The following is a 17,901-nucleotide window of genomic DNA, read 5'->3' as shown; positions in this document are numbered from 1 at the left end:
CGGGCACGGTAGCGAGCCCTAGCGGGGCTCGTTAACGGAACTTGGCACGGGCGTTGAGGAAACTCTACGCCCGTGTACGCATATATAGGGTAAAGTCCACCGATGGCAAAGAAAGACTATTATGAGATTCTGGGCGTAGGTCGCGATGCCGACGAGCGTGAAATCAAGAAGGCCTACAAGCGCCTAGCGATGAAGCATCACCCTGACCGCAATCAGGGCGACAAAGATTCCGAAGAGAAGTTTAAGGAAATCAAAGAGGCCTATGAGGTTCTTACTGACTCGCAGAAGAAAGCGGCCTACGATCAGTACGGCCATGCTGCCTTTGAACAGGGCGGTATGGGCGGCGGCGGCTTTGGCGGCGGCGCTGACTTTAACGATATCTTTGGCGACGTTTTCGGCGACATCTTTGGCGGCCGCCGTCAGCGCGCAAGCCGGGGTGCCGACCTTCAGTATACGATGACGCTCACGCTGGAAGAGGCGGTGCGCGGCGTGACCAAAGAGATCCGTATTCCAACGCTGGCTGAATGCGACGTGTGCCACGGCAGCGGTGCGAAGGCTGGAACCTCTGCAACGACCTGTAGTACCTGCCACGGCAGCGGCCAAGTGCAAATGCGTCAGGGCTTTTTCGCCGTACAGCAAACCTGTCCTACCTGTCACGGGCGCGGCAAGATCATTAAAGATCCCTGCAATAAGTGCCACGGTCAGGGGCGCGTTGAAAAGACCAAGACTCTGTCGGTCAAGATCCCTGCGGGTGTTGATACCGGCGACCGTATACGGTTATCCGGTGAAGGGCAGGCCGGTGAGAACGGCGCTCCGGCGGGCGATCTGTACGTTCAGGTTCAGGTTAAGCAGCACCCGATCTTTGAGCGGGACGGCAACAACCTCTACTGCGAAGTGCCTATCAGCTTTGCTATGGCGGCACTGGGCGGCGAGATTGAAGTACCGACGCTGGACGGTCGCGTCAACCTGAAGATCCCGGCAGAAACTCAAACGGGCAAGCTGTTCCGCATGCGCGGCAAAGGCGTGAAGTCCGTACGGGGCGGCAGTCAGGGTGACCTGCTGTGCAGGGTTGTGGTTGAAACCCCGGTTAAGCTGAACGAAAAGCAAAAGCAGCTGTTGAAAGAGCTGGATGAGTCCTTAGGGGGCGATAAAGGCTCGAAAAACAGTCCGCGTTCTAAGTCCTTTTTTGACGGCGTGAAGAAGTTTTTTGACGATTTGACCGGCTAGCTCTTTGCATTCTCGTCAGGCTTAACTACAGCGCTCGGCCTTCTTGGTCGGGCGTTTTTTATTCTATAACGCTATTCTTTGAAGAAGGAATCAGTGAAGTTGTGTAAATCTTCTACCCGGTAGATGAGCATTTTTATTGAATAAGTAATTTTTATAATATTGATATTTAAATTCTTTTTTTACTCTTCTTGTTGTTTTTCTACTTTGACTATCCTGTTTTGGTTTAATCGCATAACTTTACTAAAATATGTGTTGTTTTGTACTATTGCCTACCTAAATTAATGGCAATGAAAAATACTCATCGTCTTGTTGAGTGAAGGGATAAGAGCAATGACTTACTATTTACGCCAGTTTCTCAAGCTGGAGGCTTCCGGCGGTATTTTGCTGATTTTAGCAGCTATAGCAGCAATGATTGTCGCTAATTCCCCTCTACAGGCAGCGTATGAAGGCTTTTTGCATCTTCCCATCGCATTTAAGGCGGGAACTCTGGAAATAAGTCATTCACTGGCGCATTGGATTAACGATGGCCTGATGGCGATCTTTTTTCTGGTGATTGGTCTGGAAGTGAAAAAAGAGCTGATTGAAGGCTCGCTGGCTGGCAGAGACAAAGCGATGTTTCCCGTCGTGGCGGCCATTGGCGGAATGGTAATACCGGCTCTGCTTTACCTAGCGTTTAACGCAGACAATGAGGTAACGCGCAGCGGGTGGGCGATACCGGCGGCTACCGATATCGCGTTTGCTTTAGGGGTCATGGCGCTGCTGGGCAACCGAGTTCCAACCAGCCTGAAGGCGTTTTTAATGGCGCTGGCGATTATTGATGACTTGGGCGCGATTGTGATTATTGCCCTGTTTTATACCAAGACGCTTTCCGGTATTGCGCTGGCAGGTGCTGCGACCGCGATTGCCGCCATGGTGCTGATGAACCGATGCGGAGTTGGCAATAAGATAGCCTATCTGGCAGTGGGAGCCGTACTGTGGGTATTTATGCTGAAGTCTGGCGTACACGCAACGCTGGCGGGGGTTATCACTGGGTTCTTTATTCCGCTCAGCGGCAGAGACAGCAGCAGGCCGCTGGATAGCCTTATTCACCAGCTTCACCCGTGGGTGACGTTTCTGATCCTGCCTTTGTTTGCTTTCGCAAATGCAGGAGTGTCGCTGGGTGGGGTAACGGCATCGTCTCTGGTCGATGCGCTACCTCTTGGCATCATGGCAGGTCTGGTAGTGGGCAAGCCGCTGGGTATCTTTGGCTTTTGCTGGCTGGCGCTTAAGGTCAAGCTGGTTTCCTTGCCGCCGTCCATTAATCTGAAGCTGATTTTTCCGGTTTCAGTGCTGTGCGGTATCGGCTTTACTATGTCTATCTTTATCTCCTCTTTGGCATTTGAAGGGCAAGAGGATGCACTGATGGTATATTCGAGGTTAGGGATCCTGCTGGGCTCAACGCTGGCTGCGGTGCTGGGCTATGGAATGTTGAAGTCGGCGCTTGGTCGTTTACATGGGAAGGCTGCGGCATAAGCCGCGCCTTTGACACAAAATTTGGGCATAAAAAAACCGGCATTGCCGGTTTTTTTAAACAGCGTGAAGCATTACTGCATAGCGCTGATTTGTGCACTCAGGTGTGACTTATGACGTGCAGCTTTGTTCTTGTGAATTAAGCCTTTTGCTGCCTGACGGTCAACAATTGGTTGCATTTCACTGAACGCAGCTACTGCAGCAGCTTTGTCACCTGATTCGATCGCCATACGTACTTTCTTGATAAAGGTACGCATCATTGAGCGGCGGCTTGCATTGTGCTTGCGGCGCGCTTCAGACTGGATGGCGCGTTTCTTAGCTGATTTGATATTAGCCAAGGTCCAACTCCCAAATAGTTTCTTGAGGACATTCTAAAGGCGAAGGAATATGCCCTTTCAGCCTTCTTTTGTCAACGGATTTGTACAAATTAGCGCCGCTATTTTTTATTCCACGAACAATTTTTTCAGGAACAAAGAAGAAGCGACACCGCGGTTATCGATGGCGCAGAATTCTAACAGCTTTACGTATCGGAATACAGTCATTAACGCGTTTTCTTTACGCGTGTGCTGAAGAACTAAGCGCTAAGAGACGTTTATCGGTGACTTTTGCTGCTGTAAAAGGCCGAAGATTTTAAGCGATCGCGCAATCGCCGGTTAACCTTCGGTGTTGCAGTTGCTATAATCGGCGCCTTCGATTTGTAGAGAATCCCTGAGCTGATCTATGGAGCTGATTCGCGGCATACATAACCTACGTCCCCGTCACTGCGGCTGCGTACTGACGATAGGGAACTTTGACGGCGTCCACCTGGGCCATCGGGCACTGCTGCGCCAGCTAAAGCGGGAGGGAGAACGTCTTGGCCTCCCGACGATGGTAATGATTTTTGAACCTCAGCCGATGGAGCTGTTTGCTCCGGACAAAGCGCCCGCCAGGCTGACACGGCTGCGGGATAAGTGCCAACACCTTGCAGAAGCGGGCGTTGACTACCTGCTGTGCGTCAAGTTTGACAAAGCGTTTGCCGACATCAGCGCAGAAGAGTTTATTTCTCAGTTGCTGGTTGAAAGGCTAGGTGTTAAGTTTTTGACCGTGGGCGACGATTTTCGCTTTGGTGCAGGCCGTCTGGGGGATTTCTCCCTGCTGAAAGAGGCTGGGGAGCAAAACGGCTTTTCGGTCACGAATACACAGAGCTTTTGTGAAGGCGGCAAGCGCATCAGCAGCACGATGATTCGTCAGGCGCTGCGCGATGACGATCTGGCACTGGCAGAATCTTTATTAGGGCGCCCTTACGGCATGAGCGGGCGAGTGGTGCACGGTGACGAATTAGGGCGCACAATCGGTTTCCCTACGGCTAATCTGCCGATGAAGCGGCTGGTTGCGCCGATAAAGGGTGTTTACGCCGTTGAAGTTACCGGGCTGACGCCGTCTCCGCTGCCTGGCGTGGCCAATATTGGCACACGCCCTACGGTGTCCGGCGTGCGTCAGCAGCTTGAAGTGCACCTGCTGGACGTCAATATGGATCTTTACGGCCGCCATATTAACGTTGTCATCAGAGAAAAGCTGCGCAACGAGCAGCGCTTTGCGTCGCTGGAGGCGCTAAAGCAACAGATTGAAAACGATGTCGCTACCGCCCGTCGGTTTTTTGGGCAGACGGTGCGGACTTAATCTATTTGTCGAGATAATGGAACAGAGAATCGAATGACTGACTATAAGAACACGTTGAACCTGCCAGAAACCGGCTTTCCGATGCGCGGCGATCTTGCCAAGCGCGAGCCGGATATGCTGAAGCGTTGGTATGAAGCGGACCTGTACGGTGCGATTCGCCAGGCCAAGAAGGGTAAGAAAACGTTTATTCTTCACGATGGCCCTCCCTATGCCAACGGCGATCTTCACATTGGTCACGCGGTCAACAAGATTCTTAAAGACATTATCATCAAGTCAAAAAGCTTGGCGGGTTTTGATGCGCCTTACGTTCCCGGCTGGGACTGCCACGGGCTGCCGATTGAGCTGAAGGTTGAACAGCTAGTGGGTAAACCCGGCGAAAAAATCAGCGCATCAGAGTTCCGCAAGGCCTGCCGCAGCTATGCTGCCGGCCAGGTGGAAGGGCAGAAGAAAGACTTTATCCGCCTCGGCGTGCTGGGCGACTGGGACAACCCCTATCTGACCATGGCCTACCAGACGGAAGCCAACATCATCCGCGCGCTGGGTAAAATCATCGCTAACGGTCACCTGCACAAGGGCGCTAAGCCAGTGCACTGGTGTATCGACTGTGGCTCTTCCTTGGCGGAAGCCGAAGTGGAGTACTACGATAAAACGTCGCCGTCTATTGACGTGCGCTTTGCCGCCGTCGATCCGGCTGCTGTCGCTAAAGCCTTTGGCGTTCACCGCGTCGATGGGCCGATTTATTCCGTTATCTGGACTACCACGCCGTGGACTCTGCCGGCTAACCGCGCTATCTCTTTGCACCCTGAATTTGATTACCAGCTGGTGCAGGTGGAGGATGGCACGCTGATTCTGGCCGCTGAGCTGGTTGAGAGCGTCATGAAGCGCGCCGGTATTGAACGCTGGGCGGTTCTGGGCTGTGCCAAAGGGGCTGACCTTGAGCTGATGCGCTTTAAGCACCCGTTCCTGAACTTCGACGTGCCGATCGTTTTGGGCGAGCACGTTACGCTGGACGCCGGTACCGGTGCCGTTCATACCGCGCCGGGCCACGGCCCTGACGACTATACTATTGGTTTGAAGTACGGTCTTGAAGTCGCCAACCCGGTTGGCCCTGACGGCTGCTACCTGCCCGGCACCGGCGAAGGGCTGGACGGCATGAACGTGTTTAAGGCCAATGACGTTATCGTTGAACTGCTGAAAAGCCGCGGTGCGCTGCTGCACGTTGAAAAATTACAGCACAGCTACCCCTGCTGCTGGCGCCACAAGTCGCCGATTATTTTCCGCGCGACGCCGCAGTGGTTTGTCAGCATGGATCAGAACGGCCTGCGTAAGCAGTCTCTGGCTGAGATCAAGAAAGTACGCTGGATCCCGGACTGGGGGCAGGCGCGTATCGAAAGCATGGTAGAAAACCGCCCTGACTGGTGTATCTCTCGCCAGCGCACTTGGGGTATGCCAATGTCGCTGTTCGTCCATAAAGAGACGGATGCGCTGCATCCTCGTTCACTGGAGCTGATGGAGCAGGTGGCCCAGCGCGTAGAAGAGCACGGTATTCAGGCCTGGTGGGATCTCGATCCAAAAGATCTGCTAGGTGATGAAGCGGCCGACTACGTTAAAGTGCCGGATACGCTGGACGTGTGGTTCGACTCTGGGTCGACGCACGCTTCTGTGGTTGACGTTCGTCCCGAATTCCACGGCCACAGCGCCGATATGTATCTGGAAGGCTCGGATCAGCACCGCGGCTGGTTTATGTCATCCCTGATGATCTCTACCGCCATGAAGGGCAAAGCGCCCTATCGTGAAGTGCTGACTCACGGATTTACCGTTGACGGTCAGGGTCGTAAGATGTCGAAGTCTATCGGCAACACTGTTAGCCCTCAAGAAGTCATGAACAAGCTGGGCGGCGACATTCTGCGCCTGTGGGTGGCCTCTACAGACTATACCGGTGAGATTGCCGTGTCTGACGAGATCCTCAAGCGCTCTGCTGACGCCTACCGCCGTATTCGCAACACCGCCCGCTTCCTGCTGGCGAACCTTAATGGTTTCGATCCGGTGCGCGATATGGTGAAGCCGGAAGAGATGGTAGTGCTGGACCGCTGGGCGGTAGGCAAAGCGCTGCAGGCGCAGCAGGAAATTGCCTATAGCTACGATAACTACGACTTCCACGTGGTTATTCAGCGACTGATGCAGTTCTGCTCCATCGAGATGGGCTCTTTCTATCTGGATATCATCAAAGATCGCCAGTACACCGCCAAGGGCGACAGTCTGGCGCGTCGCAGCTGTCAGACGGCGCTTTATCATATTGCCGAAGCGCTAGTGCGCTGGATGGCGCCGGTGATGTCCTTTACCGCCGATGAAATCTGGCAGTACCTGCCGGGCGAGCGCGATGCCTTTGTCTTTACCGGCGAATGGTATCAGGGGCTGTTTGGTCTGGCTGACGGTGAGTCAATGAACGACGAATACTGGGATTCGCTGCTGAAAGTGCGCGGTGAAGTGAACAAGGTGCTGGAGCAGGCGCGCGCTGATAAGCTTATCGGCGGCTCGCTGGAAGCATCAGTCACGCTGTACGCAGAGCCTGAGCTTGAGAACCGGCTGAATGCGCTGCAGGATGAGCTTCGCTTTGTGCTGCTGACCTCTGGCGCGAAGGTTGCGCCTCTGGCGAATGCCGCATCGGATGCTCAGCAGAGCGAAATGCTCAAAGGGCTTAAGGTCGGATTGGCTAAAGCGCCTGGCTGCAAGTGCCCGCGCTGCTGGCACTATACTCAGGACGTTGGCCAAAACGCCGAGCAGCCGGAGCTGTGCGGTCGCTGCGCAACTAACGTTGCGGGGCAGGGCGAAGAGCGTAAGTTTGCCTGATGAAGAAGCCTATTTTATCAACGGGCGTCCGCTGGCTTTGGCTAGCGGTCGTCGTACTGGTTGTGGACTTGCTCACTAAGTTCGTGGTCATCAGTAAGTTTCAGTTGGGAGAGTCTGTCGATCTTCTGCCGTTCTTTAATCTTTACTATGCCCGCAACTACGGCGCCGCTTTCAGCTCCTTTATGGGGCAGCGCTGGGCGCTGGCGGCGGTAGCGGTGACGATCACCACGGTGCTTATCGTGATGATGTACCGTTCACGGGCGCTAGAGCGCTGGAGCAATATCGCCTTTGCGTTAATTATCGGCGGTGCGCTGGGCAACCTGTTCGATCGCCTGTATCACGGCTTTGTTGTCGACTTTTTTGACTTTTATATCGGCGACTGGCACTACCCGACGTTTAACGTCGCTGACTGTGCGATCTGTATCGGCGCAGTGATGGTCGTGCTGGAAGGCTTTATCTTTAAAAAAGAGAAGGCTGCCGACTAGGTTCGGCTACGCGAGTGCATATACGGCGAGCGTCCAATGCGGGCGCTCGCTTCTGTTATCCGTCTGGAGAATAAGCATGCAGATTTTGTTGGCAAACCCCCGCGGCTTTTGTGCCGGGGTCGACCGGGCAATCAGCATTGTTGAGCGCGCGCTGGAAATTTACGGTGCGCCTATTTATGTTCGCCATGAAGTGGTGCATAACCGCTATGTTGTCGACAGCCTGCGCGATCGCGGTGCGGTATTTATTGAACAGCTGAGTGAAGTGCCAGACGGCGCTATTCTGATTTTTTCTGCGCACGGCGTTTCTCAGGCGGTTCGCGCTGAGGCGAAGGCGCGGGATCTCACCGTATTTGATGCCACCTGCCCGCTGGTGACCAAAGTGCATATGGAGGTGGCTCGCGCCAGCCGCAAGGGGCGTGAAGCGATCCTGATCGGCCACGCTGGGCACCCTGAAGTGGAAGGCACGATGGGACAGTACAGCAACCAAGAGGGCGGGATGTATCTGGTGGAGTCACCGGAGGACGTCTGGAATCTTAACGTCAAGAACGAGCGCAACCTGTGCTTTATGACGCAGACAACGCTCTCTGTTGACGATACATCGGATATTATTGACGCCCTGCGCGAGCGCTTCCCGGATATTATCGGGCCGCGTAAAGACGACATCTGCTACGCGACCACTAACCGACAGGAGGCTGTGCGCAATTTGGCGCAGGGTGCTGACGTGGTGCTGGTCGTGGGTTCCAAAAATTCATCTAACTCCAACCGGCTGGCTGAGTTGGCGCAGCGGGTAGGAAAGCCCGCCTACCTGATTGATACCGCAAGCGACATTCAGGAAGTCTGGCTGAAGGGCGCTGCCTCTGTGGGCGTTACTGCAGGCGCATCGGCGCCTGATGTTCTGGTTCAGGCGGTGATAGATAAGCTACGCGCGCTGGGCGGTGAACCCGCCGTTGAAATGGAAGGGCGCGAAGAAAGTATTGTGTTTGAAGTGCCGAAAGAACTGCGGGTAAAGCAGGTCGATTAATTCCCGATAGCGTTCAGGCAGTAGGTTTGTTAGCGGGCTGATTTTTCAGCCCGTTTTTGTGCGTATTTGGTTTATCTCTACGGGGTTGAACATAAGAATAACTGTTCGAACCGACTGAAGAATAAGTAAATGTGTTTGTCACGCGATGGGAGAGGGCGTTAATCTGACCCGTAACCATAGCGTTAACTATTTAGAGGAACAGCATGTCAACGAAACAGGTTAGGATTGCCATCGCCGGTGCCGGCGGGCGTATGGGGCGTCAACTGATTCAGGCCGTCTCTCAGGCCGAGGGCGTAGTACTGGGTGCAGCGCTGGAGCGCGAAGGCTCATCACTGGTTGGCGTAGACGCGGGTGAACTGGCCGGTATTGGTGCGGTCGGCGTAAAGATTAATGACAGCCTTGACGCAGTGGCTAACGATTTCGATATTTTCATCGATTTTACCCGTCCGGAAGGTACTCTGGCGCACATTGCCTTTTGCCGCCAGCACCGTAAGGGCATGGTGATCGGTACGACAGGTTTTGACGATGCAGGAAAAGCCGCTATCGATACTGCCGCGAGGGAGATCCCCATTGTGTTTGCCGCCAACTTTAGCGTAGGCGTGAATCTGGTGCTGAAGCTGCTTGAGCAGGCCGCCAAGGTTATGGGCGACTATACCGATATTGAAATTATTGAAGCCCACCATCGGCATAAAGTGGATGCACCTTCAGGAACCGCGCTGGCAATGGGAGAGGCTATTGCTAACACGCTCGGCAGAGATTTGAAAAAGTGTGCCGTGTACGGTCGGGAAGGGCACACCGGCGAGCGCGACCGCCAGACGATCGGCTTTGCGACGCTGCGCGCTGGGGACATCGTGGGTGAGCACACAGCGATGTTTGCCGACATTGGTGAGAGAGTTGAAATTACCCACAAGGCGTCAAGCAGAATGACGTTTGCCAACGGCGCAGTGCGCGCTGCTGAATGGCTGAGTCAGTATAAATCTGGTTTATACAGCATGAGAGATGTTTTATCTTTGAATGACTAATTTCTGTATTTAAAATTCAAATTTTAAAAGACAAGGCTTTGGCTTTGTCTTTTTTTTATCATTTTTTCTCCTTTAAATTTATATGGATAAGTTTTTATTTGATTTTATGGGGCTTGGTTTTGTTTTTCATTAAATTTATTTATTTTTATAAGTTATCTTATTTTTTTGATCTATTTTTTACATCGAAGTTCTATTTTTTGCTATTCCTATCAATTTCAACAAGGCTTATTAAGCGAAATGGATAGCAATCGTTTACTTTTCCATTGTTACCTGATTTTTTCTTTGATTATGACTTTATTTTAATGCGAAAGCCTCAAAATAAACTAAAATATGTGTGTTTTAGTGGACAAAGGACGCACCTGTCTTTAGAATGCGCCCAATTTGCTCAAAATTTGCCGATGAGGCTTTTTTTGTGCCTATTTAGAAGGTATAGTTAAATGAATTAATATTCACTATTTTTGACTGTTTATTCTATCTGGGAGGGTGCTTTGAGTAAAACCGCGCTACTGGTTCTGGAAGATGGAACCCAATTTAAAGGCCGCGCAATAGGGGCCGTAGGTACGGCGGTTGGGGAAGTGGTATTCAATACTTCCATGACCGGTTATCAAGAAATTCTGACTGATCCATCCTATTCACGCCAAATCGTTACTCTTACCTATCCCCATATCGGCAACATCGGTACCAATGCAGCAGATGAAGAGTCCTCCGCCGTACACGCGCAGGGGCTGATTATTCGCGACCTCCCCCTGATTGCCAGCAACTACCGCAGTCAGGAAAGCCTGTCAGACTACTTAAAGCGCAACAATATCGTCGCCATTGCGGATATCGATACCCGTAAGCTGACGCGTTTGCTTCGTGAGAAAGGCGCTCAAAACGGCTGCATTATCGCCGGTGATGCGCCCGACGCTGCGCTGGCTCTAGAGAAAGCGCAGGCCTTCCCTGGGCTAGAAGGAATGGACTTAGCGAAAGAAGTCACAACGAAAGAAGCCTACAGCTGGACACAGGGAAGCTGGACGCTGGAGGGAGAGCTGCCGGCAGCAAGCAGTGAAAGCGAACTTCCCTACCACGTAGTCGCTTATGACTACGGCGCAAAGCGTAACATTCTGCGCATGCTGGTGGATCGCGGCTGCCGCCTGACGGTAGTGCCCGCCCAGACTCCGGCAGAAAACGTGCTGGCGATGAACCCTGATGGCATCTTTCTTTCCAACGGCCCCGGTGACCCAGCCCCCTGTGACTATGCCATTCAGGCGATATCACACTTTCTGACCACCGACGTGCCGGTTTTTGGCATCTGCCTAGGCCACCAGCTGTTGGCGCTGGCCAGCGGAGCGAAAACCAAGAAGATGAAGTTTGGTCACCACGGTGGCAACCATCCGGTGAAAGATCTTGACGGTAACACAGTGATGATTACCGCCCAGAACCACGGCTTTGCCGTTGATGAATCGACACTGCCTGCTAACCTGCGCACAACGCACAAGTCACTGTTTGACGGCACGTTACAGGGTATCCACCGGACAGATCGCCCCGCCTTTAGCTTCCAAGGGCACCCGGAGGCCAGCCCCGGGCCGCACGATGCAGCCCCGCTGTTTGACCACTTTATTGAACTGATTCAGATCTACCGCACAAATAAAGCAAACTAAGATCGGGAGCCATTGACCATGCCAAAACGTACAGACATTAAAAGTATCCTGATCCTTGGTGCTGGCCCGATCGTTATCGGCCAGGCCTGCGAATTTGACTACTCTGGGGCACAGGCGTGCAAGGCTCTCAGAGAAGAGGGCTATCGCGTTATTCTGGTTAACTCCAACCCGGCCACCATTATGACCGACCCGGAGATGGCCGATGCCACCTATATTGAACCCATTCATTGGGAAGTGGTGCGCAAGATTATTGAAAAAGAGCGCCCGGACGCGGTGCTGCCTACTATGGGCGGCCAGACGGCGCTGAACTGTGCGCTGGAGCTGGAGCGCCAAGGCGTGTTGGCCGAGTTTGGCGTCACCATGATTGGCGCTACCGCCGACGCGATTGATAAAGCCGAAGATCGCCAGCGCTTTGACAAAGCGATGAAAAAAATTGGTCTGGACACTGCCCGCTCCGGTATAGCTCACAACATGGAAGAGGCGTACGCCGTCGCGGCAGACGTCGGTTTCCCCTGCATTATTCGCCCGTCTTTCACCATGGGCGGCACCGGCGGCGGTATTGCCTATAACCGGGAAGAGTTTGAAGAGATTTGCGAGCGCGGTCTGGATTTGTCACCCACCAAAGAGCTGCTGATTGACGAATCGCTGATCGGTTGGAAAGAGTATGAAATGGAAGTGGTGCGGGACAAGAATGACAACTGCATCATCGTGTGTTCCATCGAAAACTTCGACGCGATGGGCATTCACACCGGGGACTCCATTACCGTCGCTCCCGCTCAAACCCTGACGGACAAAGAGTACCAAATTATGCGCAACGCCTCGATGGCGGTGCTGCGCGAGATTGGCGTTGAGACCGGTGGCTCGAACGTGCAGTTTTCAGTTAACCCGAAGAATGGGCGGCTGATTGTCATTGAAATGAACCCTAGGGTGTCGCGCTCCTCGGCGCTGGCTTCTAAAGCGACGGGCTTCCCCATCGCCAAGATTGCGGCCAAGCTGGCGGTAGGCTACACCCTCGACGAGCTGATGAACGATATTACCGGCGGCAGAACCCCGGCCTCGTTTGAGCCTTCTATTGACTACGTCGTGACCAAAATCCCTCGCTTTAACTTTGAGAAGTTCGCCGGCGCTAACGACCGCCTGACGACTCAGATGAAGTCAGTTGGGGAGGTGATGGCGATAGGCCGCACTCAGCAAGAGTCGCTGCAAAAGGCGCTGCGTGGTCTGGAAGTGGGAGCAACCGGCTTTGACCCGAAAGTCAATCTGGACGACGCTGACGCGCTGACCCGTATTCGCCGCGAGCTGAAAGAGGCGGGCGCCGAGCGGATTTGGTACATCGCCGATGCTTTCCGCGCGGGGATGTCGGTTGACGGCATCTTTAATCTGACCAACATCGACCGCTGGTTCCTAGTGCAAATCGAGGAGCTGGTTAAGCTAGAGGCGAAGGTCGCTGAACTGGGCGTCACTGGGTTGGATGAGACTTTCCTGCGCCAGCTCAAGCGCAAAGGCTTTGCCGACGCGCGCTTAGCCAAACTGGCTGGCGTTTCGGAAGCAGAAGTGCGCAAGCTGCGCCATAAGTTCAGCCTTTATCCAGTCTATAAGCGGGTCGACACCTGTGCGGCAGAGTTTGCCACTGACACCGCCTATATGTACTCCACTTATGAAGAAGAGTGTGAAGCCAAGCCGAACAGCGATCGGCCGAAAGTCATGGTGCTGGGCGGTGGGCCAAACCGTATCGGGCAGGGCATTGAGTTTGACTACTGCTGCGTACACGCCTCCATGGCGCTGCGTGAAGACGGCTATGAGACCATCATGGTCAACTGTAACCCGGAAACCGTTTCCACTGACTACGACACCTCTGACCGCCTCTACTTTGAGCCGGTCACGCTGGAAGACGTGCTGGAAATCGTGCGCGTTGAGCAGCCGCAGGGCGTTATCGTCCAGTATGGCGGCCAGACGCCGCTGAAGCTGGCGAGAGACCTTGAAGCCGCAGGCGTACCGGTTATCGGCACTTCGCCGGACGCTATCGACCGAGCTGAAGACCGTGAACGTTTCCAGCAGGCGGTGGTTCGCCTGGGGCTACGCCAGCCCGCTAACGCTACGGTATCGACCATTGAAATGGCGGTGGACAAGGCGGCGACGATTGGCTATCCACTGGTGGTGCGCCCATCCTACGTGCTGGGTGGCCGAGCTATGGAGATTGTCTATGACGAAGGCGACCTGCGCCGCTACTTCCAGACTGCCGTCAGCGTCTCTAACGATGCCCCGGTACTGCTGGATCGCTTCCTCGACGATGCGATTGAAGTGGACGTCGACGCCATCTGCGACGGTGAGCGTGTACTGATTGGCGGCATTATGGAGCACATCGAGCAGGCGGGCGTGCACTCCGGTGACTCGGCCTGTTCGCTGCCGGCCTATACCCTCAGTCAGGATATTCAGGACGAGATGCGCCGTCAGGTAGAAAAGCTGGCGTTTGAGCTGTGCGTGCGCGGACTGATGAACGTGCAGTTTGCCGTCAAGGGCAACGATGTCTACCTGATTGAAGTGAACCCGCGCGCGGCGCGCACCGTACCGTTTGTCTCCAAGGCAACGGGTGTTCCGCTGGCAAAAGTAGCTGCCCGCGTGATGGTCGGCAAGTCGCTGGTTGAGCAGAACGTGACGAAAGAGGTGATCCCACCGTACTACTCGGTAAAAGAGGTGGTTCTGCCGTTTAACAAGTTCCCCGGCGTAGACCCTATCCTTGGGCCGGAAATGCGCTCAACCGGTGAAGTGATGGGCGTAGGCCGCAGCTTTGCCGAGGCCTTCGCCAAGGCGATGCTGGGCAGCAGCTCGCGGCGTATCCCGAAAGGGCGCGCGCTGCTCTCCGTGCGCGAAGGGGACAAGTCCCGCGTTGTCGACCTAGCCGCTAAACTGCTTAAGCAGGGCTTCGACCTAGACGCTACTCACGGTACAGCGGTTGTTCTGGGGGAAGCGGGCATTAATCCACGGCTGGTGAACAAGGTGCATGAAGGTCGTCCGCACATTCAGGACAGGATCAAGAACGGCGAATACGACTATATCGTTAACACCACTGAGGGGCGTCAGGCGATTGAGGACTCGAAGCTTATCCGCCGCAGCGCGCTGCAGTACAAGGTGCATTACGACACCACGCTGAACGGCGGCTTTGCCACCACCATGGCGATGAACGCTGATGCGACAGAGAAGGTGATTTCCGTACAGGAAATGCATCGGCTCTTAAAATAGCCGTTATTTAAGTCAGTAAAAAGCCCGCGAAAGTGCACGACTCGCGGGCTTTCTTTTTTCTTTCTAAAATGAAAGAAATAGCGTTGTAAGGGCCCGCGCCATTTGAAGCCGCTTAAGTCTCGGTGCTATGCTTACGGTCCTTTCTGATTGTCATCCTTTTTTGTCAGGTGAAACGCGTGGAGTCTGACCATATAGAGCACCGCCAGCGGGAGATTACCCGACTGTGCATTCAGTGCGCCCTGCTGCTGCTTCAGCACGGTGCGGAAAGTATGCTGGTTGAACAGCTGTCTAGTCGCTTGGGGGTTGCGCTGGGCGTTGAGAACGTGGAAAGCTCCATTTCCGCTAACGCTGTGGTGCTGAGTACTATTCACCGGGGGCACTGTGTGACCTCCACTCGCAAGAACATCGACCGCGGCATCAATATGCACGTGGTAACGGAAGTGCAGCGCATCGTCATTCTGGCCGAGCACCGCCTACTGGATATCGAACAGGTACAAAAACGCCTGGATAACATCAAGCCGCTGCGCTACCCGCGCTGGCTGATGGTGGTGATGGTTGGGCTATCCTGCGCCTGCTTTTGTCGGCTGGCTGGGGGAAATCTCGATACCGTGACCACCACCTTCTTTGCCAGTGCCTTGGCGATGTATGCCCGACAGGTGCTGACTTCCATCCAGATGAATCCTCTTATCAACTTTTTCGCCACGGCGTTTGTCGCGACGACTGCGTCAGGCTGGCTGGTGAACTGGCTCGATATCTCTAAAGCACCTATTGCCATGGCTTCCTGTGTATTACTGCTGGTGCCGGGCTTTCCGCTTATCAATGCCGTCGCTGATATGTTTAAAGGCCATATCAATACCGGCATTGCCCGCTGGACAATGGCGAGCCTGCTGACGCTGTCTACCTGTATCGGTGTGGTGGTAGCAATGGCGGTTTGGGGATTTAGGAGCTGGCTATGAACCTGATTCTTACGCTGATTGAAAATATGCTGTTGGCGTCTGTACCCGCCGTGGGCTTTGCGCTGGTGTTTAACGTCCCGGTGAAAGCGCTGAAGTACTGTGCGCTGCTGGGGGCAATAGGGTACGGCTTTCGTACCGTGTTGATATACTATCAGCTGCCGCTGGAGTGGAGCACACTGCTGACCAGTATGCTGATAGGCTCTATCGGCATTCGCTGGTCGCGGCGCTTTTTGGCGCATCCGAAAGTGTTCACTGTGGCGGCGGTTATTCCGATGTTTCCCGGCGTATTCGCCTATAAGGCGATGATTGCTTTGGTTGAGTTGTCCCACAAGGGCTATTCGCCGCAGCTGTTTGAAACGCTGATAACTTACTTTTTGAGGGCGTCGTTTATCGTCGGTGCGCTTTCTATTGGACTTTCTCTTCCGGCACTGTGGATTTATCGCCGACGCCCAAGCGTGTAGTGCTTGATGCAGTGCTCGGTAGAGCTTTCGAACAATTAATAGAACAAATAATAAAGGGACACCGTTATGATCGTTAGCCTGATTGCCGCCATGGCAGATAACCGAACTATCGGCGCTGATAACGCCATGCCGTGGCACCTGCCGGCAGATCTCGCCTGGTTTAAGCAAAACACCCTCAACAAGCCGGTGATTATGGGACGTAAAACCTATGAGTCTATCGGCAGGCCGCTGCCGGGGCGTAAGAACATCGTTATTAGCCGCCAGAGCCAAAGTGACGATCGGGTGGTTTGGGTAACGACGCTGGAGCAGGCGTTTGTCGAAGCGGGTAGCGTAGATGAAGTGATGGTGATAGGCGGAGGTAACGTTTATCAACAGGCGCTGGAAAGAGCCGATAGACTCTACCTGACGCATATTGAAGCGTCGCCTGCCGGTGATACCCATTTCCCTGACTACCAGCGCTACAGCTGGACTCAGCATTTTTCTGAACGGCACGAGGCGGACGAAAAGAACGGTCACGCGTACCGCTTTGAGATACTAGAGCGCGTTCGCTAGACGCTATTTGTTACCCGGGCCGTTTGGCCCGGTTTGTTTTAATAGGCTAAGTGGGTTAGATGGGGTCTGCGTGCTCTTGTGCCAGCGAGGGCTGGTAGAAATAGCGCTTGTCTTCCCAGCGCAGCAGCGTGAGCTGTCCACCCCAGCAGCAGCCGGTATCGAGGGCGTAGACGCCTTCAGGTGTGCCTTCCCCTTCCAGCGAAGCCCAGTGACCAAAGACAATCGAAAACTCCTGTGCCACGGGGCCGTTAAGGCTGAACCAGGGCTTGAGAGGGGCTGGCGCTTTTTGAGGAATGTCCTTGCAGATCATATCCAGACAGCCGTTTGGGTAGCAGTAGCGCATGCGGGTGAGAGCATTGGTGCTGTAGCGCAGGCGGGGAAGCCCGGATAAGTCGTCATTCCAGCAGTTGGGCAGGTCGCCGTACATGGCGTCAAGAAACAGCGGATAGCTGTCGCTGGAGAGAATGGCCTCAACCTCGCGCGCGCAGCGCTTGGCGGTTGCCAGATCCCACTGCGGGCTGATACCCGCGTGCCCCATAATGATTTTTTGCTCTTCATCTACCTGAAGAACCGGCTGGCGACGCAGCCAGTTGATCAGCGTATCGCAGTCCGGCGCTTCCAGAAGGGGAGTCAGGTTATCTTTAGGCTTGTTGCGGCTAATGCCTGCGTATATTGCCAGCAGGTGCAGGTCGTGATTGCCTAGGACTAAGCGGGCGGAGTCTCCCAGTGAGCAAACATAGCGCAGCACTTCTAAAGAGTCAGGGCCTCGGGCAACCAGATCGCCAGTGAGCCACAGGGTGTCCTTTTGGGGATTAAAGTCGGCCTGTGCCAAAACGGACTGCAGTTCATTAAAACAGCCGTGGACGTCGCCCACTAACAGTGTTGCCATAACAGTGAAGCCCTAGTGAATCAGAGAGGTAATGGCGAGGCGAAAGACCGGAATAATGACTTCAAAGGGGCGACCGTCGCTGTCGATCATTTTGTAGTGCCCCTCCATGGTCCCCAGCGGCGTTTCCAGCACCGCACCGCTGGTGTACTGATATTCTCCGCCGGGCAGGATCAGGGGCTGTTCGCCAACGACGCCTTCCCCCTGAACTTCAGTCTGCTTGCCGTTTGCGTTAGTGATAAGCCAGTAGCGGCCCATCAACTGCACCTGTTCGCGCCCCAGATTGCGTACCGTCATGGTATAGGCAAACACAAAGCGATCCTCTTCTGGCTGCGACTGAGCCTCAACGTAGAAGCTCTGTGCCTGAATACAAATCCGGGGCTTATCGATCAT

Annotated in this window: 15 protein-coding genes; 12 read left to right on the top strand and 3 right to left on the bottom strand. The window is 54.2% G+C overall.

The features are described 5' to 3' along the window. Positions 1-102: 102 nt before the first annotated feature. Both dnaJ and nhaA read left to right on the top strand, forming a co-directional pair. Positions 103-1,227, top strand: a complete 1,125-nt coding sequence (gene dnaJ, locus DQM29_RS12940) for a molecular chaperone DnaJ (RefSeq protein WP_111741075.1) — start codon at positions 103-105, stop codon at positions 1,225-1,227. Between the two features lie 330 nt (positions 1,228-1,557). Continuing rightward, positions 1,558-2,739, top strand: coding sequence for a Na+/H+ antiporter NhaA (gene nhaA, locus DQM29_RS12935; protein ID WP_111741074.1), 1,182 nt, complete (start codon positions 1,558-1,560; stop codon positions 2,737-2,739). 71 nt (positions 2,740-2,810) lie between these two features. Here nhaA and rpsT read toward each other — a convergent pair whose 3' ends face one another. After that, the gene (gene rpsT / locus DQM29_RS12930; protein WP_111741073.1) at positions 2,811-3,074 is read right to left on the bottom strand and encodes a 30S ribosomal protein S20; all 264 of its coding nucleotides are present in this window, start codon (positions 3,072-3,074) and stop codon (positions 2,811-2,813) included. A 382-nt stretch (positions 3,075-3,456) separates the two neighbouring features. On the opposite strand from rpsT, the gene ribF reads away from it, so the two are divergent. The 10 genes from ribF (at position 3,457) to folA (ending at position 16,622) form a co-directional block, all read left to right on the top strand. Beyond that, entirely contained in the window at positions 3,457-4,395 is a 939-nt protein-coding gene (ribF, locus tag DQM29_RS12925) for a bifunctional riboflavin kinase/FAD synthetase (protein ID WP_111741072.1), read from the top strand. Between the two features lie 33 nt (positions 4,396-4,428). Beyond that, positions 4,429-7,245, top strand: a complete 2,817-nt coding sequence (gene ileS / locus DQM29_RS12920) for an isoleucine--tRNA ligase (RefSeq protein WP_111741071.1) — start codon at positions 4,429-4,431, stop codon at positions 7,243-7,245. After that, positions 7,245-7,730: a signal peptidase II gene (lspA, locus tag DQM29_RS12915; protein ID WP_111741070.1), complete on the top strand. Its 486-nt coding sequence runs from the start codon at positions 7,245-7,247 to the stop codon at positions 7,728-7,730. The genes ileS and lspA overlap by 1 nt, the downstream gene beginning before the upstream one ends. 76 nt (positions 7,731-7,806) lie before the next feature. Next, positions 7,807-8,751 (top strand): 4-hydroxy-3-methylbut-2-enyl diphosphate reductase, encoded by a 945-nt coding sequence (gene ispH / locus DQM29_RS12910; RefSeq protein ID WP_111741069.1) that lies wholly within the window; start codon positions 7,807-7,809, stop codon positions 8,749-8,751. 203 nt (positions 8,752-8,954) lie between these two features. Beyond that, a complete protein-coding gene (gene dapB, locus DQM29_RS12905; RefSeq protein ID WP_111741068.1) occupies positions 8,955-9,773 on the top strand; it encodes a 4-hydroxy-tetrahydrodipicolinate reductase in 819 nt (272 codons plus the stop codon). Between the two features lie 488 nt (positions 9,774-10,261). After that, entirely contained in the window at positions 10,262-11,413 is a 1,152-nt protein-coding gene (gene carA / locus DQM29_RS12900) for a glutamine-hydrolyzing carbamoyl-phosphate synthase small subunit (RefSeq protein WP_111741067.1), read from the top strand. An 18-nt stretch (positions 11,414-11,431) separates the two neighbouring features. Then, positions 11,432-14,653 (top strand): carbamoyl-phosphate synthase large subunit, encoded by a 3,222-nt coding sequence (gene carB, locus DQM29_RS12895; RefSeq protein ID WP_111741066.1) that lies wholly within the window; start codon positions 11,432-11,434, stop codon positions 14,651-14,653. A gap of 176 nt (positions 14,654-14,829) precedes the next feature. Further along, positions 14,830-15,609, top strand: a complete 780-nt coding sequence (locus tag DQM29_RS12890) for a threonine/serine exporter family protein (RefSeq protein ID WP_232054918.1) — start codon at positions 14,830-14,832, stop codon at positions 15,607-15,609. Beyond that, positions 15,606-16,070 (top strand): threonine/serine exporter family protein, encoded by a 465-nt coding sequence (locus DQM29_RS12885; protein WP_111741065.1) that lies wholly within the window; start codon positions 15,606-15,608, stop codon positions 16,068-16,070. The genes DQM29_RS12890 and DQM29_RS12885 overlap by 4 nt, the downstream gene beginning before the upstream one ends. 66 nt (positions 16,071-16,136) lie before the next feature. Next, positions 16,137-16,622, top strand: coding sequence for a type 3 dihydrofolate reductase (gene folA / locus DQM29_RS12880; protein ID WP_111741064.1), 486 nt, complete (start codon positions 16,137-16,139; stop codon positions 16,620-16,622). Positions 16,623-16,677: 55 nt separating this feature from the next. Here folA and apaH read toward each other — a convergent pair whose 3' ends face one another. Both apaH and apaG read right to left on the bottom strand, forming a co-directional pair. Then, on the bottom strand, positions 16,678-17,511 hold the full coding sequence (gene apaH / locus DQM29_RS12875) for a bis(5'-nucleosyl)-tetraphosphatase (symmetrical) ApaH (RefSeq protein WP_111741063.1): 834 nt from the start codon (positions 17,509-17,511) through the stop codon (positions 16,678-16,680). A gap of 12 nt (positions 17,512-17,523) precedes the next feature. Further along, positions 17,524-17,901 carry a Co2+/Mg2+ efflux protein ApaG gene (apaG, locus tag DQM29_RS12870; protein WP_111741062.1) on the bottom strand — a complete coding sequence of 126 codons (378 nt, stop codon included), beginning with the start codon at positions 17,899-17,901 and terminating at the stop codon, positions 17,524-17,526.

Origin of the sequence: Leminorella richardii (assembly GCF_900478135.1) — a bacterium.
Taxonomy (GTDB): domain Bacteria; phylum Pseudomonadota; class Gammaproteobacteria; order Enterobacterales; family Enterobacteriaceae; genus Leminorella; species Leminorella richardii.
The sequence above is the reverse complement of the archived record's forward strand: the minus strand, read 5'-3'. Positions and strand labels throughout refer to the sequence as shown.